We start from the raw sequence: 20,833 nt of genomic DNA, 5'->3' as shown, positions 1-20,833 counted from the left end.
ATCGGTATGGGATCCGGCTATCGCCGGCAGGGCGGGATGAGTGCGCCGGCGATGGGGCCGGCGCAGGCAGGGGTCAGCGCTGGCGGCGGTCGGTCAGGAAGGCGGCGTCGATCACGGGGACGCCGCAGGTGGCGCGGATGTGGTAGGCGGCGGCGAGGCCGCGGTGCAGGCGTGCGGCGGCCGGGGTCGTCGCGGCGAGCGCCGCCCGTGCTTCTTCCGCCGCCCGTCTGATCCAGATGTTCGATGTCGAGGTGGTCATTGCGCTCTCCGGAGCTGAACAGCCACCCCCCGCGCCGCGCCAATATAGCGTGAAGCGGGTAACCCGGACAGGGGCTGGGCACTCGCTTCGTCGCATCCGCCCGGGCGCCGGGCATGAAAAAGGGGACGACCGCTGGCCGCCCCCTTTTTTTCGAGCGTGTATCGGATCAGGCGAAGGAAACGCCGGTCCGGCGCCGACGGCGCGCTGCCACGCCGGCAAGGCCGAAGCCCGCGATCAGCATCGCCCAGGTCGCCGGTTCCGGTACCGCGTTGGTCGGCGGCGTATAGGTGCCGGTCGAATACACGCGGACGTTCGACAGCCCGGCCCGGTTGAAGTCCAGCGAGGTCAGGCCGCCCGGCAGGTTGCCGGCATCGAAAATGAAGAAGGCCGTCGACGTGTAACCGACACCGTTCGGTTCGCCCTTGGCGGCGCCGACGTGGATGGCGAGGACGGTCTGGCCGAAAAGCGGCGTGGCGAAATTGATGACGTTGCCGCCGACATCGAACTCGTCGATCCAGCTCAGCGTCTGCCAATCGAATGTCGTGGTGTTGAACAGAGCGTTGAGAGCGGCGGCAGAATCCTTCCGCTTCGCTTCGCTGTTGCCGTTCAGATTGTTGTTGTCGTACCAGCCGCGGCAGGCGATCGCTTCCGTGCCGGCGAGCGCGGAACCGATGTCCGACAGCGCGCAATTCGTGGCCCCCAGCGTCAGGGCGGAAGCCGGCGACGAAAGGCCGATGAAGGTGACCGCAGCAGCGGCCGTCAAAGCAAGCTTACCAAACATATGCGTCACCCCTGACATGAACGTGAACCAGCCAATCGAGGGAAGTTAATACGTAATTTACGATTCTTCAATGAACCAAATGGATCGGACTGTCCCGTTTTGTGGCGGTTTCGGCGTTCAGCGCCGTCGGATAACGAGATTGCGGATCTCGGTCATGTCCTCCATCGCGAAGCGGATGCCTTCGCGGCCGAGGCCGGAATCCTTGACCCCGCCATAGGGCATCGAATCGACGCGGTAGCTGGGGATGTCATTGACGACGACGCCGCCGACGTCGAGCCGGTCCCACGCGTCGAGCGCCTGGAACAGGTCGCGGGTGAACAACCCGGCCTGCAGGCCGAAGCGGCTGGCGTTGACGATGGCCAGCGCCTCGTCCCAGCCGTCGAACGGTTCGAGGCAGGCGACCGGGCCGAACGCTTCCTCACGGTAGAGGGCGCAGCTTTTCGGCACGTTTTCGAGCAGGGTCGCGTCGAGCAGCGTGCCCTTGCGCTCGCCGCCGCACAGCAGGGTGGCGCCGCCGGCACGCGCCTCTGCGATCCAGTCGGCGACGCGCGCCGCCTCCTTCTCGTCGATCATCGGGCCGACGAAGGTGGCGCGGTCCTTCGGGTCGCCGGCGACCAGCTTTTTTGCCGCGGCGACCAGCCGGTCGCGGAAATCGGCGTAGACCGCGCGATGGACGACGATGCGCTGGACACCGATGCAGCTTTGCCCGGACTGATAGAAGGCGCCGAACAGCGTGCGTTCGACCGCATCGGCGAGGTCGGCGTCGCGATCGACGACCACCGCCGCGTTGCCGCCCAGTTCCAGCACCACCTTCTTCTTGCCGGCGCGCGCCTTCAGATCCCAGCCGACGGCGGGGGAGCCGGTGAAGGACAGCAGCTTCAGCCGATCATCGGTGGTGAACAGATCAGCGCCCTCGCGGTGGGCGGGGAGGATGGAGAAGGCACCTTCGGGCAGATCCGTCTCAGCCAGCACTTCGCCGATAATCAGCGCGCCGAGCGGGGTGCGGCTGGCCGGTTTCAGCACGAACGGGCAGCCGACGGCGAGCGCCGGCGCGACCTTGTGCGCGGCGAGGTTGAGCGGGAAGTTGAACGGCGAGATGAACGAGCAGGGGCCGATCGGCACGCGTTTCCAGATACCCTGATAGCCTTTGGCGCGGGCCGAAATGTCGAGCGGCTGGACCTCGCCGTAAAGCCGCGTCGATTCCTCGGCGGCGATGCGGAAGGTGTCGATCAGCCGGCCGACCTCCCCCTCGCTGTCGCGGATCGGCTTGCCTGCCTCTACGCACAGCGCATAGGCCAACTCGTCGGCGCGCTCGGTGAAGCGGGCGACGCAGTGCTGGAGCACCGCCTGCCGTTCGTAGCTGGCCATCCGCGCCATCGGCTCCGTGGCGGCGACGGCGGCGGCGATGCCGGCGTCGATCGTCGCCGCATCGGCCTGGGCGACGTGGAACGCGACCTCTCCGGTATATTTGTCGGTCACCGCCAGATCGGCGTTGGGCTGCTGCGGCCGGTTGGCCAGATAGAGCGGATAGACGTCCTTCAGCCTTGCCATCGCGTTCAATAGCCTCGCACCAGATCGACCTGATTGCGCAGCGGTTCGCCGCGCTGGTAACGAACGAGATTGTCGAGGAAAAGCTCCGCCGCCAGCCGGAACATCCGCGTCTGGGCGCGGCCGGACAGGTGCATGGTCAGGATGCAGTTGGGCAAGCGCCACAGCGGGCTGTCCGCCGGCAGCGGCTCCGGCTCGGTCACGTCGAGGAAGGCGCCGCCGATCCGCCGGGCGGCGAGCGCGGCGATCAGCGCGTCCTGATCGACGATGCTGCCGCGTGCGATGTTGACCAGCCAGGCGTCCGGCTTCATCGCCGCGATCTCGTCAGCACCGAGCAGAAGGTGGGTTTCCTCCGTCGCCGGGGCGGCGAGCACCACCCAGTCGAAGCTGCCGAGCCGGGCGCGCCAGGCATCGGGGCCGATGATGCCGGATTCGCCCTCGGGCGTGCGGCGGACGCCGGTGACATCAACGCCGAACGCCTTGAGCCGCTCGCCGATCGCGCGGCCGATGGTGCCATAGCCGAGGATCAGCGCGCGGCTGCCGAACAGCTCGACCTTGCCCGGCGCGTCGGACAGCCATTCGCCCCGGTCCTGCGCGCGGACGACCTCTGGAAAGCGCTTGGCGGCGGCGAGCATGCCCATCACCGCATATTCGGCGACCGCGACGGCGTTGACCCCGGTGCCGTTGGTGACCAGCGTGCCGCGCCGGCGTAGCAGGTCGACCGGAAACGCATCCAGCCCGGCATAGATCGTCGACACCCATTTCAGCCGCTCGCCCGCCGCCAGAGCGGCGGCGGTGGCGTGTCGGTCCGCCATGTCGAGCCAGCCGATCTCCGCCGACGGGGCCAATGCGATCGCTTCCTCCGCGGTCATGAACCAATGGGCGGCGATGCCGGGCGGCAGATGGTCGGCGATCAGTGGGCGGGCGAGGGCGGGGAGGACGGCGACGACGGGCGTGGACATGGCGCGAGTGTAGACCCGCGCCGGACGATCAATCCAGCGAAACCGCCCAGTCCCAGCCGAGCGGGTCGCCGTCCATGATCTCCACTCCCGCCGCCGCCAGTTCGTCGCGCAGCGCGTCTGATGCGGCGAAATCCTTCGCGGCGCGGGCGGCGCGGCGCTCGGCGATCCGCGCCTCGACCGCCGCTTCGTCCAGCGCGGCACCCGCCGGGCGGACGCGCAAGGCGGCGCGGTCGGTGGTGACCAGCGCCAGGCCGAGGACCAGGTCCATCGTCGCGACCAGCCGCAGCCGGTCGTCGGCGGACAGCGCCTTCAGGCCGATCGCCTCGTCAAGCAGCGGCAGCGCCTGCGGCGTCATCAGATCGGCGCTGATCGCCGCGTCGAACCGGTCGAGCAGCGCGCGCGCCGGGGCGGGGAGCGGTGCCTCGATCGCCGCGCGCTGCCAGGCGCTGGAGGCGCCCTTGCCTGCCGCCGCCTCGTCCAGCACGCGCAGCCAGCCGGTGTCGGTCGCCGCCTCGCGCAGCTTGCCGACCGCCAGCACCAGCCGCTTCAGCCGGGTCAGCGCCGCCGCCATCGTCTCGGCGGTGAATTCAAGCTCGCCGCGATAATGGGCGGTCAGGCACAGCAAACGGTAGGCGAGGGGATGAACGCCGCGATCGACCAGCGATTGCAGGGTCGCGAAGCCGCCCTTCGACTTCGACATCTTGCCGCCGCGGTCGATCAGGAAGTTGTTGTGCATCCACCAGTTGGCGCCGCTGTGCGCGGTGCCGCTATGCGCCTGGTTCTGGGCGATCTCGTTGACGTGGTGGATCTCGCGGTGGTCGATGCCGCCGGTGTGGATGTCGAAGCGGTCGCCGAGATATTTGCGCGCCATCACCGAACATTCGAGGTGCCAGCCCGGCGCGCCGGGGCCCCAGGGTGATTGCCACTCCATCTGCCGGTTCTCGCCGGGGGCGGAGGCGCGCCAGATCGCGAAGTCCGGGGCGTGACGCTTGCCCTCCACCTCTGCAATGCGGCCGACGGTCTCGTCCGGGCGGGTGCCGGCGAGGGCGCCGTAATCGGGCACGGAGGTGCTGTCGAAATACAGGCCGCTGGCAAGCTGGTAGCAATGCTTGTCGGCAATGGCGCTGCCGAATTCGATCATGTCCTGGATATGGTCGGTGGCGACCGACCACAGCGTCGGCGGGCGGATGTTGAGCCGGGCGACATCGGCCTTGAACGCGTCGGTGTAGAAGGCGGCGATATCCCAGATCGACTTGCCGTCGCGCTTCGCCGCCGCCTCCATCTTGTCGTCGCCGGCGTCGGCATCGGAGGTCAGATGGCCGACATCGGTGATGTTGATGACGTGGTTGACCGGCCAGCCCTTCCAGTTGAGCACCCGGCGCAGCGTGTCGGTGAACACATAGGCGCGCAGATTGCCGAGATGGGCATAGTGATAGACGGTCGGCCCGCAGCTATAGATGCGGACCATGCCCTGGTCGATCGGCGCGAACGGCTCTGTTGCGCGGCTGAGGCTGTTGAACAGATGGAGGGGGGCGCCCGTGGTCGTCATGGCGAAGCGCCATGCCGCGTCCGTTCGCCGGCGGCAAGTGTTTGGGGCTGGGTGCGTCCCTCGACTGCGCTCGGGATGGTCCTTCGACTTCGCTCAGGATGGACGGGGAGGTTGGGCTGGGCGGATTCGGGCTGGGCTGCGTGGCGTTATGGCCGGGCCGCATTCCGCTATGGACGGGCCGCGCCGTCGGGTTAAATGGTGCGACCCAGTGAAGCGGAGGATCAGCGTGGCGGACGACAGCGGCGTCTATATCGGGTCGGGCGGCGGCAAGCCGCAGATCTTGAACTTCAAGCGAGCCAATCGCCACGGGCTGATCGCCGGGGCCACCGGCACCGGCAAGACGGTGACGTTGCAGGGGATCATCGAGGGCTTTTCCGCCGCCGGGGTGCCGACCTTCGTCGCCGACGTGAAGGGCGATTTGTCCGGCATCGCGATGGCCGGGGCGGCGACGGCCAAGACCCATGCGCCCTTTTCCGCCCGCGCCGCCGAGATCGGGCTGGCCGACTGGGCCTATGCCGACAATCCGGTGCAGTTCTGGGACCTGTTCGGCGAACAGGGCCACCCGGTCCGCACGACGATATCGGAAATGGGGCCGCTGCTGCTCGCCCGGCTGATGGACCTGAACGAGGTGCAGGAAGGCGTGCTGACCATCGCCTTCACCGTCGCCGACAAGGAAGGGCTGCTGCTCCTCGACCTCGACGACCTGCAGGCGATGCTGGTCCATTGCGCGGAGCGGGCGGACGAGCTGACCGCGACCTACGGCAATGTGTCGAAGCAGAGCATCGGCACGATCCAGCGCGCGCTGCTCCAGCTTCGTTCGCAGGGCGGCGAGCACTTCTTCGGCGAGCCGGCGCTGTCGATGGCCGATTTCATCCAGCGCGACGACAAGGGACGCGGCATCGTCAATATCCTGGCCGCCGACAAGCTGATGGCCAGCCCGAAGCTGTACGCCACCTTCCTGCTGTGGCTGATGTCGGAACTGTTCGAGAGCCTGCCCGAGATCGGCGACCCGGACAAGCCGGTGCTGGTGTTCTTCTTCGACGAGGCGCATTTGCTGTTCGACAATGCGTCCAAGGGGCTGCTGGAGAAGATCGAGCAGGTGGTGCGGCTGATCCGTTCGAAGGGCGTCGGCATCTATTTCATCACCCAGAACCCGATCGACATACCCGATACGGTGGCCGGGCAGCTCGGCAACCGCGTCCAGCACGCGCTGCGCGCGTTCACCCCGCGCGATCAGGCGGCGGTCAAGGCCGCAGCGACGACGTTCCGCGCCAACCCCGGCGTCGACGTCGCCACCGTCATCACCGAGCTGAAGGTCGGCGAGGCGCTGGTGTCGCTGCTGCTGCCCGACGGCGCGCCGTCCCCGGTCGAACGGACGCTGATCAAGCCGCCCTGCTCGCGGGTCGGCCCGCTCAGCCCGGACGAGCGCAAGGTGATGATCGCCACCGACGCGATCGGCGACCGTTACGATACCGCGGTCGACCGCGAATCGGCCGAGGAGATACTGGGCGCCAAGGCGCAGGAAGCAAGCGCTGCCGCCGCCGAAGCCAAGGCGCAGAGCGAGGCTGACAAGGCCGCCGCCGCCCAGGCCAAGGAGGATGCCCGCGCCGCGAAGGAAGCGGAACGCGCCCGCGTCGCCGCCGAGCGCGAAGCCGCCCGCCAGCAGCGCGAGGCGGACCGTGCCGCCGCCAATTCGCCGATCAACAAGGCGATCACCTCCGCCACCCGGTCGGCATCGTCGGCGATTGGCCGGCAGGTCGCCAACCAGGTGTCGAAGCAGATTTTCGGAACGACGCGCGGCGCCGGCAGCAGCGTGGTCGGCGGGCTGGTGCGCGGCCTGCTCGGCGGCCTGTTCAAGGGGCGGTGATGCGATCGCTGCTGCTGTTCGGGCCGCTGCTGATCGCGCCGGTCGCCGCCGCCAGCGCCGCGTCCTCGCCGCTTGCCGGCACCTACAGCGCTGATGCGATGGAAATGGCGGCCGGGCTGATCCTGGGCGCCGACGGCAAGTTTCGTTACGGCCTCAGCTACGGCGCGCTCGATGAGCAGGCGGAGGGGCGCTGGCGTGAGAAGGACGGCGTGGTGCTGCTGACCACCGAGCCGGCGGTGGTGCCGCCGCGCTTTGTCGCGGTCAGCGACACGGTGTCGGGCGACGGCGCGCTCTATGCCAGCCTCGACGAGCCGGACGCCCTCGGCGAGTTCACGCTGACACTGGCGGTTCGTTATGCCGGCGACCCGAAGGTGCACTATGTCGAGGCGGACGAGGATGGGCGGGTGCCGGTGCCGACGGGCCAGACGGTCGAGGCAATCGTCCCCGACCTGCCGGTCTACGCCGCGCCCTACGTGCCTTATGCGGTCAAGCCGGGCGGCCGGCGGATCGTCTTCCACTTCGAGGCCAACGACGTCGGCAAGGCCGATTTCCGCGATGAGCCGCTGGCCGTCGAAGGGAGCGAACTGGTGCTGACCCGCCACGACCGCACCATCCGCTTCCGGCGCGGAGTGGAATAGCGGCCGCACCCGGCGCCGTAGCCGATCCAGTCACGCTGAATCGCCCCCGGCGGCAGGGGACGGTCAGGACGCCTGCGGTGTTTCGTCGGGCGTGTCGCCGGCGCGGCGGGCGGCGAGCTTGCTGCCGCCATAGACGGCGGCGGCGGCCGTCGCCGCGACGCCGCCGACCACCGCGGCGGCCGCGTAGGGGCGCTCGCGGGCGAATTCGACGCCGCTTTGCCACAGGCTCTCCGCCTTGTCGCGCAGGTCGGCGCGCAACTCGCCGGCGCGCTCGCGCAGGGTGTGGGCTGTATCCTCGACCGCCGTCTCGGCATCGTCGAGCATCGTCGAATCGATCGGGGTGGCGGCGGGCAGAATCGGGTCTTCGGTCATCGGATCGCTCCTCGCTGGTCTGGTCTCTGCTTGAACCCGCGAGAGCGCGTATCTTTCCCGCCGCTGCGACGAAAAGAGGCGCGGCGGGGGTTTTTGGTTTTCGGAGGGCGGCGGGGCGTGTGCCCGTACCCCGTCATGCCGGCGGGAAGCCGGCATCTCCGGCGCCGCGTGCGGGTACACGCTTCGCCGGGATGACGGGGGGTGAACGGGGAGGCGCGCCTTAGAGCTGGTCGAGCATGTACTCGGCGGAGCTGACCTTGAAGTCGCCGCCTTCCTCGACGTTCAGGCTGGTGACGACGCCGTCGTCGACGATCATCGAATAGCGCTGGCCGCGCGTGCCGAGGCCGAACTTGCTGCCGTCCATTTCGAGCCCGACCGCCTTGGCGAAAGCGCCGTTGCCGTCGGCGAGCATCGTCACCTTGCCGTCGGCTTCGGCGCTCTTGCTCCACGCGCCGAGGACGAAGGCGTCGTTGACCGCGGTGCAGGCGATCTCGTCGACGCCCTTGGCCTTCAACTCCGCCGCCTTGTCGACATAGCCGGGCAGGTGGCGGGCCGAGCAGGTCGGCGTGAAGGCGCCGGGGACGGAGAACAGCGCGACCTTGCGGCCTTTGAAGAATTCGTCCGAATCGACCTGTTCGAGGCCCGATTCGCCGGGGGTCACGAAATTGGTCTTGGGTAGCCGGTCGCCGGTCTTGATCGTCATCTTCGCCTCCATGCCGTGAATATTAACATGCCCCTAGGTCGGGCGGCGGGGCGCCCGCGTCAAGCGGGATGGCGCGGCGGCGTGGCGAAATTCCGCCACGGGGCATGACGGCGGCGCGCCGATGCGGCTATGGAGGGGGGATGGAACAGGCGACATCGCTGTGCGGGCAACTGCTGCTCGCCATGCCGGGGATCGGCGACCCGCGCTTCGAGCGCGCCGTGATCGCGCTGTGCGCCCATGGCGAGGACGGGGCGCTGGGCATCGGCATCGGCCGGCTGGCGCCGCGCGTCGGCTTCCACGACCTGCTCGGCGGGTTCGACATAGAGGTGGGGCTGGCGCCCAACTGCCCGGTCCATGTCGGCGGCCCGGTGGAACCGCAGCGCGGCTTCGTCCTCCATTCCGCCGACTGGTCCGGCGACGATACCATCGACGTCGACGGGCGCTGGGCGCTGACCGGCACGATCGACGTGTTGCGCGCGATCGCGGAAGGGCAGGGGCCGGCGCGCTGGCTGGTCGCGCTCGGCTATGCCGGCTGGTCGCCGGGGCAGCTTGAGGGGGAACTGACCCGCCACGGCTGGTTCACGACCGAGGCCAGCGACCGGCTGCTGTTCGACACGCCGGTCGACGCGCGCTGGCGCGCCGCCTTCCGCACCGCCGGGATCAACAGCGCGATGCTGGCGCCGCAAGCGGGAACGGCCTGAGCCGCGCGATTCGCCGTGCCGCGGCTCATCGCGGGACACATATAAGGATATCTTTATATTTGCCTTGACCAGCGGGCGCCGCTAAGGGGCGCGCCAACGGCCGCCTTGTTGCGGTTCATCGTTCCAAGGAGATCGCAAGTGGCCACTGCTCCCGCCGCATCGTTCGACGACTATGTCGTCAAGGACATCAACCTCGCCGATTTCGGCCGCAAGGAAATCGCCATCGCCGAAACCGAGATGCCGGGCCTGATGGCACTGCGCGCCGAATATGGCGCGGCCCAGCCGCTGAAGGGCGCGCGCATCACCGGTTCGCTGCACATGACCATCCAGACGGCGGTGCTGATCGAGACGCTGACCGCGCTCGGCGCCGAGGTGCGCTGGGCATCGTGCAACATCTTTTCGACCCAGGACCACGCCGCCGCCGCCATCGCCGCCGGCGGCAACCCGGTGTTCGCGATCAAGGGCGAGACGCTTGGCGAATATTGGGATTACGTCCAGCGCATTTTCGACTGGGGCGATACGCCCAGCAACATGATCCTCGACGATGGCGGCGACGCGACGATGTTCGCGCTGTGGGGCGCGCGGATCGAGGCGGGCGAGACCATGCCGGCGCCGGAAAATGACGAGGAAGTCGAATTCCAGCGCGCGCTGAAGGAATTCATCGCTCGCAAGCCGGGTTACCTGACCGCCACCGTCAAGGCGATCAAGGGCGTGTCGGAAGAGACGACCACCGGCGTCCACCGGCTCTATGAGATCGCCAAGAAGGGGCTGCTGCCGTTCCCGGCGATCAACGTCAACGACAGCGTCACCAAGTCGAAGTTCGACAATCTCTACGGCTGCCGCGAAAGCCTGGTCGACGCGATCCGCCGCGCCACCGACGTGATGCTGTCCGGCAAGATCGCCTGCGTCGCCGGCTTCGGCGATGTCGGCAAGGGATCGGCCGCGTCGCTGCGCCAGGGCGGCGCCCGGGTGCTGGTCACCGAAGTCGACCCGATCTGCGCGCTGCAGGCGGCGATGGAAGGCTATGAAGTGGTGACGATGGAGGAAGCGGCGACCCGCGCCGACATCTTCGTGACCGCGACCGGCAATGCCGACGTCATCACCGTCGACCATATGCGGGCGATGAAGGACCACGCGATCGTCTGCAACATCGGCCATTTCGACAGCGAGATCCAGATCGGCGGCCTCGCCAACATGAAGTGGGACGAGATCAAGCCGCAGGTCGACCTGGTCGAGTTCCCCGACGGCAAGAAGCTGATCATCCTCGCCAAGGGGCGGCTGGTGAACCTCGGCTGCGCCACCGGCCACCCGAGCTTCGTCATGTCGTCCAGCTTCACCAACCAGGTGCTGGCGCAGATCGAGCTGTGGACCAAGGGCGACCAGTACAAGAACGAGGTCTACGTCCTGCCCAAGCACCTCGACGAGAAGGTCGCGGCGCTCCACCTGGAGAAGCTGGGCGTCAAGCTGTCCAAGCTGAGCAAGAAGCAGGCAGACTATATCGGCGTGCCGGTCGAGGGGCCGTTCAAGCCGGACCACTACCGCTACTGAGCTCAAGCGACCGCCAGAGAAACGGGCGCGCCTGCCATCCGGGTAGGCGCGCCCGTTTTCGTTGCGGGACCATGCAGGCTTTCCCCGCCCGTTCATCCCGTGCGTAGTGAGACTGTCCACCTGGGCACGCTGCGTCCCTCGACTACGCTCGGGAGGGACGGTGTGGGGTGTTGGAAAGGGAGTATGGTGGGGCGAGGGGTGCTGGGGTGGCGCGTGCGTGTCTTTGGCGCGGCGGCCCATGAGCCCTGGTGGCTTTCCCCACCCGTCCATCCCGAGCGTAGTCGAGGGACGCAGGATGTTCGGGTCGGCAGGTGCCTCGATTGCGCTCGGGATGGGTGGAGGAGAAGAGGGGCGGTGCGGTTGTTGTAGCCGCGGGCGTTCGGCCGCGTTTTTCTGTGTGGCGGATTGACGGGGGCGGTGGAACCCGGCTTGTTGCCGGCTGCCTATCGAGCGCGGGGGATTGACGATGCGGAATGCGGTGACGGCGGTGCTGGCGACGGTGCTGGGGATTTCGGCGGCATCCGCGCAGGAGACGAAACCGGCGTGGGACGTCAACGCGCCGCCGGGGCAGACCATCCGCCAGGTGCCGATCGACACCACCGAGGGGACGTGGATGGACATCGACGTCAGCCCGGACGGGCGGACGATCGCCTTCGTCCTGCTCGGCGACATCTACACCATGCCGATCGGCGGCGGGACGGCGACGCGGATCGCCGAGGGGCTGGCGTTCGAGACTCAGCCGCGCTTCTCGCCGGACGGCAAGCGGATCGCCTTTGTTTCCGACCGGGGCGGGGGCGACAACGTCTGGACGATGAATGTCGACGGATCGGACAAGCGCCAGCTCACCAAGGAAGAATTCAGGCTGCTCAACCAGCCGAGCTGGAGCCCGGACGGCCGCTTCATCGTCGCCAAGAAGCATTTCACCACCGGGCGCTCGCTCGGAACCGGCGAGGTCTGGCTCTACCATGTCGCGGGCGGTGGCGGCGTGCTGCTGGTCAAGCGGCCGAGCGAACAGCACCAGAAGGAGCTGGGCGAGCCGACCTTCGCGCCGGACGGCAAGCACGTCTATTTCACCCGCAATGTCACCCCCGGTCCGATCTTCGAATATGCGCAGGATTCCAACACCGGCCTGTTCGCGATCGAGCGCTATTCCCTGGACAGCGGAGAGACCGAGACGGTGGCGGACGGCCCTGGCGGCGCCGTTCGCCCGGCACCGTCGCCGGACGGGAAGAAGCTGGCCTTCGTCAGGCGCGAGCGGGCGAAGTCGAAGCTGTACGTGAAGGACCTGGCCAGCGGCGAGGAACGCAAGATCTATGACGCGCTTGACCAGGACATGCAGGAAACCTGGGCGGTGCAGGGCGTCTACCCGAACATGGCGTGGACGTCGGATTCGCGCAGCATCGTGTTCTGGGCCGGCGGCAAGATCCGCCGGGTCGACGCAGACGGCGGCAATGCGCGGGAGATCCCGTTCCATGTCGCCGACACGCGTGGGCTGATCGACCCGCCGCAGCCGCAGACGGAGATCGCCCCGGCCACATTCGAGACCCGAATGCCGCGCTGGGCGGCGGTGTCGCCGGACGGGCGGCAGGTCGTTTTCGAAAGCCTGGGCAAGCTGTACGTGAAGGACATGGCGGCGGGCACGCCGCGGCGGCTGACCAGCGGCGCCGGGCTGGAGCTGTGGCCGTCCTGGTCGCGCGACGGGCGGCAGGTGGTGTACGTCGAATGGACCGACGCCGGCGCCGGGCAGGTCAAGGTCGTCGCCGCCGGCGGCGGGGCTGGCCGCGCCATCACCAGCCGCCCCGGCCACTACGCGGTGCCGCGCTTCTCGCCCGACGGGCGGATCATCGCGTTCGAGGGGCGCAGGAGCGAGGGGTTGACCACCCCGAACTGGGAGCTGGAACCGGGCATCTACAAGGTGGCCGCCACGGGCGGCGCGCCCGAACTGGTCCGAAAGGGCGGCGGCGAACCGCAGTTCGGTGCGGATAACGACCGGCTGTTCATGGTCGAGCGCGGCGCCGGCGGCCTGACCCTGGTCAGCACCGACCTGAACGGCGGGGCGAAGCGCGCGCATGCCAAGGGCGAGATGGTCAACGCCTTCGCAGTCTCCCCGGCCGGCGACTATGTCGCGTTCCGCGAGAATTACGACGCGTTCGTCATGCCGCTGCTGCCCGGTAACCAGGACGTCGGCGCGATGGCGCGGGGCGACGGCCTGCCGGTCACCAAGGTGAGCACGGGCGGCGCGACCTATCTGGGCTGGGCCAATGGCGGCGCGACGCTGCATTGGAGCCTTGGCCCCACCGTCTACGCCGCGCCGGTCGCCCAGCTTTTTCCGGTCGAGCCTGCGTCGAAATTCACGCCGCCGACCAGCGGCGTGTCGCTCGCCCGCACGGTCACCGCCGCGAAGCCGACCGGCACGGTCGCCTTGACCGGCGCCCGGCTGGTGACGATGGCCACCGCAGACGGCGGCATCATCGACGACGGCGTCGTCGTCATTGCCGGCGACCGGATCGCGGCGGTCGGCCGGCGGGGCGAGGTCTCCATCCCGGCCGGTGCCAGGGTGCTGGACATGGCCGGCAAGACGATCATTCCCGGCCTGGTCGACGCCCATGCCCATGGCCCGCAGGGCGAAGGCGGGCTGGTGCCGCAGCAGAGCTGGTCCTCCGTCGTCAACCTGGCGCTGGGCACGACGACGATCCACAATCCGTCGTCGAGCACGGAGGAGATCTTTGCCGCGTCGGAACTGCAACGGGCCGGGATGAACCTTGCGCCGCGTATCTTTTCGACCGGCGAGCCGATCTACGGTGCCAAGGCGCCGGGCTATTACGCGCGGATCGACAGCCTGGACGACGCCCGCGCCCACGTTCGCCGGCCGAAGCAGCAGGGTGGCCACAGCATCAAGAACTACAACCAGCCGCGCCGCGACCAGCGCCAGCAGATTCTGGCGGCCGCGCGCGAGGAAGGGATGATGTCGCTGGTCGAGGGCGGATCGTTGTTCAACCTCGACATCACCCATATCGTCGACGGAAACACCAAGCTGGAGCATAATTTTCCGCAGAGCGTGCTGTACGACGACGTCGTCTCGCTGTTCGCGCAGAGCAAGGTCGCCTACAGCCCGACGCTGATCGTCACCTTCGGCGGGCCGGCGGGCGACCCCTATTGGCGCGCGCATACCGACGTTTGGACGCATCCGCTGCTGACCCGGCACGAGCCGCCCTCGATCCTGAACCCCACCAACGTCCGCCGGGTGATCGCGCCGGAGGAGGATTATGCCGACCGGATCAATGCGCGCGAGGCGCACAAGCTGGCGCTGAAGGGCGTCGCGGTGTCGATCGGCGCGCATGGGCAGGAGGCGGGCATCGGCTCGCACTGGGAGTTGTGGTCGTTCGTCCGTGGCGGCATGACCCCGATCGAGGCATTGCGGGCGGGGACGATCGAATCCGCGCGCTCGCTGGGCTACCAGAAGGACATCGGCTCGCTGGAGCCTGGCAAGCTGGCCGATCTGGTCGTGCTGGACGCGGACCCGACCGCGGACATCCGCAATTCGGACAAGATCAGCCGGGTGATGCTGGGCGGCCGCCTCTACGATTCGGCGACGATGAACGAGGTCGGCACCGGCAGTTTCCGGCGACTGCCCTATTGGTGGGAAACGGGCGCGGCCGGCGGCGCCGCCGCCGTCGCCCGGCCGGTTGCCCGCGACGTCGACTGAACGCCCGGCCGGGCGGGGCGGCGGGCGCGCTTGCCCGAACGCCCGGCAGGGCACTAGACAGGCCGCCGCATGACTGGCCTTTCCCCCACGATCGCGCTGCTTGCCGGCGTCGTGCTTGCCCTGTGGCTGGCGGCGGCGGGCTGGGCGGTGATGACCGGCCTCAGGATGCGGCTCGACGCCCGCGATACCGCCAGCCGGGCGGAACGCTTCGCGGCGCTGCTCGATTCGGCGCCGGCGCTGCCGCTGATCGTGCGCGGCGATGGCAGGATCGAGGCGCCGCCACGGCTGGGCGACTGGCTGGGGCTGGCGCGGATGCCGGCCTATCTGGCCGATCTGGCCGGGGACGGCGGTGGGCTGACCGCCGACGATGCCGCCGGGCTGGCCCGCGATGTCGCCGCTGCCCAGAAATCCGGCAAGCCGTTCACCCGCGCGGCGCGGGCGCAGGGATCGTCGCGCACGTTGCTGCTGCGCGGCGCGCCGACCGCGCCGGGGCTGGAGACGCCGGGTGGCGTGATCGTCTGGTTCTTCGACGCGACCGAAAGCCAGGCGGAGATCGGCCGGCTGGGCGAGGAGGCGAAGCGGCTCGGCCGCGCGTTCGAGGCGCTGTCCGGCGTGATCGAGGCGGCGCCGATCCCGATGTGGCACCGTGGCCCCGACCTGCGGCTGACCCTGGTCAACACCGCCTATGTGAAGGCGGTGGAGGCGGAGACGGCGGCCGACGCGATCCGCCGTGGGCTGGAACTGGTCGAGACGGCGGGCGGGCGCGGGCCGCTGGCGATGGCCGCCGCCGCCCGCGATGCCGGCGAGCCGATCAGCCGGATGGTGCCGGCGACGATCGGCGGCGCGCGGCGCATGCTGCAGGTGGTCGACGTGCCGCTGGGCGACGCCGGGGTCGCCGGCTTCGCGATCGACGTCAACGAGCTGGAACAGGCGCGGATGGCGTTCCGCCGCTTCGTCGACGCGCAGCGCGACATGCTCGACCGGCTGTCGGCCGGCGTCGCCCAGTTCGGGCCGGACCGCAGCCTCAGCTTTTCCAACCAGCCGTTCCGCCGCCTGTTCGCGATGCGCAACGAGTGGCTGGCCGACCGGCCGGAGTTCGACCGGGTGCTCGACCGGATGCGCGAGGCCGGGCGGCTGCCCGAGGTCCGCGATTTCCGCCAGTGGCGCGACGAGCGCCGCGCCTGGTTCACCGATGCGGCGGCGCATGAGGAAAGCTGGATACTGGCCGGCGGCGTCCACCTGCGCGTCGTCGCCCAGCCATTGCCCGACGGCGGGCTGCTGATCATCTTCGAGGACCGCACCGAGGAGGTCGCGCTGTCCAGCGCGCGCGACACGCTGCTCCAGGTCCGCACCGCAACGTTCGACAATCTGTTCGAGGCGGTGGCGGTGTTCGCCGCCGATGGCCGGTTGCAGATCTGGAACAACCGTTTCCGCGAGATCTGGGGGTTTGAGGAGGCGATGTTGGCCGCGCACCCGCGCGTCGACCAGCTGGCCGAAGCGGTCGGGCGGATGCTGACCAACCCGGCGCGCGGCGCGCTGATCCGTGAACTGGTCCGCATCGCCACGGTCGAGCGCAAGCAGCGCAGCGGCCGCATCGCGCTGAACAACGGCCGGCATTTCGAGTTCGCGACGGTACCGCTGCCCGACGGCAACGCGCTGTTCACCATGCTCGACATCACCGACAGCCGGCGGATCGAAAGCGTGCTGCGCGACCGCAACCAGGCGCTGGAGGCGGCGGATAGGATCAAGACCGCCTTCGTCGCCAATATGAGTTACGAGCTGCGCACGCCGCTGACCTCGATCGGCGGTTTCGCCGAGATGCTGGCCGGCGGCTATGCCGGGCCGCTGGAACCGACCGCGAAGGATTATGTCGCCGCGATCCTCGAATCGGTCGGGCGGCTGGGCGCGCTGATCGACGATGTGCTGGACCTGACCCACAGCGCGGCGGGCGGCCTGCCGATCGAGCGCCACCCGGTCGACCTGGCCCGGCTGGCGGCCGACGCGGCCGAAGGGATGCGCGCGGCGGCGGCGGAGAAGGCGATCGATTTCGAGCTGCGGGTGGAACCGTCGCTCGGCGGCGTGCAGGGCGATGCCCGGCGGCTGCGGCAGGCGCTGGACAATCTGCTGCGCAACGCGATCCGCTACACGCCGGAGCGGGGCCGCGTGCTGCTGTACGGCGACGGCGATGCGGGGGCGGCGCGGCTGGTCGTGTCCGACGACGGGCCGGGAATGGATGCCGGCCAGCAGGCGCGCGCGTTCGACCGGTTCAGCCGCGTCGGCGACGCGCGGGAGGAAAGCACCTCGCTCGGCCTTGGCCTGCCGCTCGCCCGCCAGTTCGTGGAGGCGCATGGCGGCACGATCGATCTGGTGTCCGAACCCGGCCAGGGCACCGCCGTCACCATCCGGCTGCCGCGATGATCCTGGCCGACGAGGCCGCCAGCGCCCGGCTGGGCGCCGCGATCGCCGCCCGCCTGCGGCCCGGCGATGTCGTCGCGCTGCAGGGCCCGCTGGGCGCCGGCAAGACGACGCTGGCGCGCTCGATCCTCGTCGCGCTGGGGCTGGAAGGGGAGGCGCCGAGCCCGACCTTCGCGATCGTCCAGCCTTACGACCCGCCGGCGGTGCGGCTGCCGGTCTGCCATGTCGACCTGTACCGGCTCGACGGGCCGGAGGACGCCGAGGAACTGGGGCTGGACGATGCGCTGGCCGACGGCGCGCTGCTGGTCGAATGGCCGGAACGGATGGGCGCGCGGCTGTGGCCGGAGGCGTTGATTCTGGCGATCGAACCGCAGGGCGACGGGTGCAGGCGCTTGACAGCGACGGTCCCGGCGCCATGGGAAGAGCGATGGCCGCCACAATGATTCCCCCCTCCGGCGCGGCTGACTTCCTCGCCACTGCCGGCTGGCCGGACGCTCGCGTCCTGCCGCTGGCCGGCGACGCCAGTTTCCGCCGCTATTTCCGTGTCGTCGATGCCCGGCGCAGCGCCGTGCTGATGGACGCGCCGCCGCCGCATGAGGACCCGCGCCCGTTCCTGAAGGTGGCGAAGCACCTCGACGCGCTCGGCTTTTCGGCGCCGCGCGCGCTGGCCGCCGATCTCGACGCCGGGCTGGTGCTGATCGAGGATTTCGGCGACGCGCGGATGCGCGAGGTGGTCGATGCGGCACCGGAGCGCGAGCGGGCGATCTACGCGGCGGCGGTCGACCTGCTCGTTGCCCTTCACCGCCACCATGCCGCGGACCTGCCGCCCTATGACCGCAGCGAATATCTGCGCGAGGCGCGGCTGCTGCCCGAATGGTTCACCCCCGCCGCCGGGCTGGCGGTGGACGGTGCCGGTTACGACGCGGCGTGGGATGCGGTGCTCGCCCCGCTCTACGGCAAGAGCGGGCAGGGGGTGACGGTGCTGCGCGATTATCATGCGGAGAATATCATGCTGATCGAAGGGCGCGAGGGTCTTGCCGCGCTCGGCCTGCTCGACTTCCAGGATGCGCTGGCCGGGCACCCGGCCTACGACCTCGTCTCGTTGTTGCAGGACGCGCGCCGCGACGTGCCGGAGACGCTGGAGGCGGAGATGCTCGCCCGCTACCGCGCCGCCGCCGATCCGGCGCCGGGTTTCGACGCGGCCTATGCGCTGCTCGGCGCCCAGCGCAACGCCAAGATCGTCGGCATCTTCGCCCGGCTGGCGAAGCGCGACGGCAAGCGCCGCTATCTCGCCTATCTGCCACGCGTCTGGGCCTATCTGGAACGTGACCTTGCCCACCCGGCGCTGGCGCCGGTCAAGGCGTGGTTCGACGCCAATATCCCGGCGGCAAAGCGGGGGGCATTGGCATGAGCCGGACCCGCAAGCCGCTCGCCCTGCGCCCGGACCCCGGCGGCCCGCCGCTCGGCACCGCGATGGTGCTCGCCGCCGGCCTTGGCAAGCGGATGCGGCCGCTGACCGCGACCCGGCCGAAGCCGCTGGTCAGCGTTGCCGGCAGGACCCTGCTCGACCACACGCTCGACCGGCTGCGCGCCGCCGGGGTCGCGCGGGTGGTGGTCAACGTCCACTATCTGGCGGATGCGCTGGAGGCGCATATCCGCAACAGAGTCAAAGGGATAGATGTCGTCTTTTCCGACGAACGCGAACAGTTGCTTGAAACCGGCGGCGGGCTGAAGAAGGCGCTGCCGCTGCTGCCGGAAGACCCGATCCTGTCGGTCAACAGCGACAATCTGTGGGTCGATGGGCCGAGCGACACGCTGCGGATGCTGGCGGCGCAGTGGGACGATGCGCGGATGGACGCGCTGCTGCTGCTGGTGCCGCTGGCCCGCGCCCATTGCCATGTCGGCGTCGGCGATTTCCACATGGACCCGGCCGGGCGGATCAGCCGGCGGCGGCCCGGCAAGGTCGCGCCGTTCGTGTTCACCGGCATCCAGCTGATTTCCCACCGCCTGTTCGCCGATGCGCCGGACGGCCCGTTTTCGACCAACCTGCTGTGGGACCGGGCGATCGCCGGGGGGCGCGCGTTCGGCTTCGTCCACCAGGGCCTGTGGTTCGACGTCGGTACCCCGCCGGCGATCCGCAAGACCGAGGCGATGCTGGCCAACCGCTAGGCATTACAGCCGCCACCGTCATCGCGAGGTGCCCTGCGGGGCGCCGCGGCGATCCATCCGCGGGGCGCGGCGCGATGATGCTTCAATCCGAACGGGTCAGGGTCTAGGCTGCACTCGTGTCGCCTGCCGCTTTCACCATACCGCCCCATCGCGCCTTTTCGGACGCATTGACCGCCGGGCTGCTGGCGCGGTTTCCCGATCGGATGGCGCTGGCGCGCGGGGTGGTGCTGCTGCCGACCAACCGCGCGGTGCGGGCGGTGACCGATGCGTTCGTCCGCCGCGCCGGTGGCGGGCTGCTGCTGCCCCGGCTGGTGCCGGTCGGCGACCCGGAACTGGACGAACATCTGGGCAGCGCGCTCGACCCGATCGATGCTGAGCCGCTGCCGCCCGCCATCGCGCCGATGGCGCGGCGGATGCGGTTGGCGCGGCTGGTGCAGGCGGAACGGCGGCGGGCCGGCCAGCCGATCGACGCGGCGGAGGCGCTGCGCCTTGCCGACGAACTCGGCCGCACCCTCGACCAGTTGCATGTCGAGCGGGTGGCGCCGCACCGGCTGCGCGACTTGCCCGTCGCCGCCGAGCTTTCCGCCCATTGGCAACTGTCGCTCGACCAGCTTCGGGTCATCCTCGACCTGTGGCCGCGCGAACTGGCGGAAGCCGGACGGATCGACCTGGCGGAGCGGCGCAACCGGCTGCTCGACCGGGTCGCGGCGCGCTGGGCGGCAGAGGGCGCCGCCGGTGGCTTCGTCGTCGCCGCCGGGATCGCGACCAGCGCGCCCGCCGTCGCCGGGCTGTTGCGCGTCGTCGCGTGGATGCCGGGCGGGATGGTGGTGTTCGCCGGGCTGGACCAGGCAATGCCGGAGGCGGACTGGCAGGCGATCGGCCCGCATCAGCCGGACCCGGTCACCGGCCTTTCGCCCCGGCCGATCGAGACTCACCCGCAATTCCACCTGAAGCTGCTGCTCGAACGGATGGGGATCAACCGCGCCGAGGTCGAGCGCTGGCGCTGGGGCGGCGGGCATGATGCGCCGGCGGCGCGCAGCCGGGCGATTTCCAACGCGCTGGCGCCGCCGGACAGCACCGCGAACTGGGCGGCGCTCGGCGCGGATCAGCGCAGCCTGGCCGGGGTGACCGCGCTTGAACTGGCGACGCCGGCGGAGGAGGCGCAGGCGATCGCCATCGCGCTGCGCCGCGCGGTGGAGGAGCCGGGGCGGACCGCCGCGCTGGTCACCCCGGACCGGGCGCTGGCGACGCGGGTCTCCGCGCATCTGCGCCGCTGGGGAATCGCGGCGGACGACAGCGCCGGCCAGCCGCTGTCCGTCCTGCCGCCCGGCACGCTGCTGACCGCGCTGGCCGAGGCGGCGGCGGAGGATTTCGCGCCGGTCGCGCTGCTGACCCTGCTCAAGCATCCGCTGGTCCGCCAGGGGGCGGAACGGCTGGCCTGGCTCGACGCGATCCGGCTGCTCGACCGGGCGCTGCGCGGGCCGCGCCCGCCGCCGGGGCTGGACGGGATCACCGCCTTCCTTGCCGCCGGCGACCGGCGCGAGCGCCGCCACCGCGCCCCGGCGGAGGCGGTGTGGCGAGACATTCGCCCGCTGCTCGAACCGCTGGCGGCGGC

At 69.9% G+C, this 20,833-nt stretch carries 17 protein-coding genes; 10 read left to right on the top strand and 7 right to left on the bottom strand.

The window, feature by feature from the left end:
• Positions 1-73 precede the first annotated feature (73 nt).
• From E4A53_RS11030 to cysS, 5 genes are all read right to left on the bottom strand, one after another.
• Positions 74-259, bottom strand: a complete 186-nt coding sequence (locus E4A53_RS11030; RefSeq protein WP_136163169.1) for a hypothetical protein — start codon at positions 257-259, stop codon at positions 74-76.
• 166 nt (positions 260-425) lie between these two features.
• Positions 426-1,040, bottom strand: coding sequence for a PEPxxWA-CTERM sorting domain-containing protein (locus E4A53_RS11025; RefSeq protein ID WP_136163168.1), 615 nt, complete (start codon positions 1,038-1,040; stop codon positions 426-428).
• A gap of 117 nt (positions 1,041-1,157) precedes the next feature.
• Positions 1,158-2,591, bottom strand: a complete 1,434-nt coding sequence (locus tag E4A53_RS11020; protein ID WP_136163167.1) for an aldehyde dehydrogenase family protein — start codon at positions 2,589-2,591, stop codon at positions 1,158-1,160.
• 5 nt (positions 2,592-2,596) lie between these two features.
• Entirely contained in the window at positions 2,597-3,550 is a 954-nt protein-coding gene (locus tag E4A53_RS11015) for a D-2-hydroxyacid dehydrogenase (protein ID WP_136163166.1), read from the bottom strand.
• Positions 3,551-3,578: 28 nt separating this feature from the next.
• A complete protein-coding gene (gene cysS, locus E4A53_RS11010; RefSeq protein ID WP_136163165.1) occupies positions 3,579-5,099 on the bottom strand; it encodes a cysteine--tRNA ligase in 1,521 nt (506 codons plus the stop codon).
• A 220-nt stretch (positions 5,100-5,319) separates the two neighbouring features.
• Between cysS and E4A53_RS11005 the strand changes: the two genes are divergently transcribed.
• Positions 5,320-6,966, top strand: coding sequence for a helicase HerA-like domain-containing protein (locus tag E4A53_RS11005; RefSeq protein WP_420822623.1), 1,647 nt, complete (start codon positions 5,320-5,322; stop codon positions 6,964-6,966).
• Positions 6,966-7,604, top strand: a complete 639-nt coding sequence (locus E4A53_RS11000; RefSeq protein ID WP_136163163.1) for a hypothetical protein — start codon at positions 6,966-6,968, stop codon at positions 7,602-7,604. Before E4A53_RS11005 ends, E4A53_RS11000 begins: the two co-directional genes overlap by 1 nt.
• A 63-nt stretch (positions 7,605-7,667) precedes the next feature.
• Here the strand turns inward: E4A53_RS11000 and E4A53_RS10995 are convergent, their stop codons facing one another.
• A complete protein-coding gene (locus E4A53_RS10995) occupies positions 7,668-7,976 on the bottom strand; it encodes a hypothetical protein (protein WP_136163162.1) in 309 nt (102 codons plus the stop codon).
• A 220-nt stretch (positions 7,977-8,196) separates the two neighbouring features.
• Positions 8,197-8,679, bottom strand: a complete 483-nt coding sequence (locus E4A53_RS10990; protein WP_136163161.1) for a peroxiredoxin — start codon at positions 8,677-8,679, stop codon at positions 8,197-8,199.
• Between the two features lie 140 nt (positions 8,680-8,819).
• Between E4A53_RS10990 and E4A53_RS10985 the strand changes: the two genes are divergently transcribed.
• The 8 genes from E4A53_RS10985 to E4A53_RS10950 all read left to right on the top strand — a co-directional run.
• The gene (locus E4A53_RS10985; RefSeq protein ID WP_136163160.1) at positions 8,820-9,380 is read left to right on the top strand and encodes a YqgE/AlgH family protein; all 561 of its coding nucleotides are present in this window, start codon (positions 8,820-8,822) and stop codon (positions 9,378-9,380) included.
• A gap of 138 nt (positions 9,381-9,518) precedes the next feature.
• Positions 9,519-10,928, top strand: a complete 1,410-nt coding sequence (gene ahcY, locus E4A53_RS10980; protein WP_136163159.1) for an adenosylhomocysteinase — start codon at positions 9,519-9,521, stop codon at positions 10,926-10,928.
• A gap of 466 nt (positions 10,929-11,394) precedes the next feature.
• Positions 11,395-14,634: an amidohydrolase family protein gene (locus E4A53_RS10975; protein ID WP_136163214.1), complete on the top strand. Its 3,240-nt coding sequence runs from the start codon at positions 11,395-11,397 to the stop codon at positions 14,632-14,634.
• Positions 14,635-14,703: 69 nt separating this feature from the next.
• Positions 14,704-17,052 carry a PAS domain-containing sensor histidine kinase gene (locus tag E4A53_RS10970; protein ID WP_136163158.1) on the top strand — a complete coding sequence of 783 codons (2,349 nt, stop codon included), beginning with the start codon at positions 14,704-14,706 and terminating at the stop codon, positions 17,050-17,052.
• A complete protein-coding gene (tsaE, locus tag E4A53_RS10965) occupies positions 17,049-17,492 on the top strand; it encodes a tRNA (adenosine(37)-N6)-threonylcarbamoyltransferase complex ATPase subunit type 1 TsaE (protein ID WP_136163157.1) in 444 nt (147 codons plus the stop codon). The genes E4A53_RS10970 and tsaE overlap by 4 nt, the downstream gene beginning before the upstream one ends.
• Positions 17,489-18,460, top strand: coding sequence for an aminoglycoside phosphotransferase family protein (locus tag E4A53_RS10960; RefSeq protein ID WP_136163156.1), 972 nt, complete (start codon positions 17,489-17,491; stop codon positions 18,458-18,460). The genes tsaE and E4A53_RS10960 overlap by 4 nt, the downstream gene beginning before the upstream one ends.
• On the top strand, positions 18,457-19,218 hold the full coding sequence (locus E4A53_RS10955; protein WP_136163155.1) for a nucleotidyltransferase family protein: 762 nt from the start codon (positions 18,457-18,459) through the stop codon (positions 19,216-19,218). Before E4A53_RS10960 ends, E4A53_RS10955 begins: the two co-directional genes overlap by 4 nt.
• A gap of 116 nt (positions 19,219-19,334) precedes the next feature.
• Positions 19,335-20,833, top strand: a 1,499-nt coding sequence (locus E4A53_RS10950) for a PD-(D/E)XK nuclease family protein (protein ID WP_476712825.1), incomplete at its 3' end; no start/stop codon positions are given.

The sequence above is a fragment of the Sphingomonas flavalba genome (assembly GCF_004796535.1).
Classification (GTDB): domain Bacteria; phylum Pseudomonadota; class Alphaproteobacteria; order Sphingomonadales; family Sphingomonadaceae; genus Sphingomonas_L; species Sphingomonas_L flavalba.
This window is presented reverse-complemented; position numbering and strand designations above follow the sequence as displayed.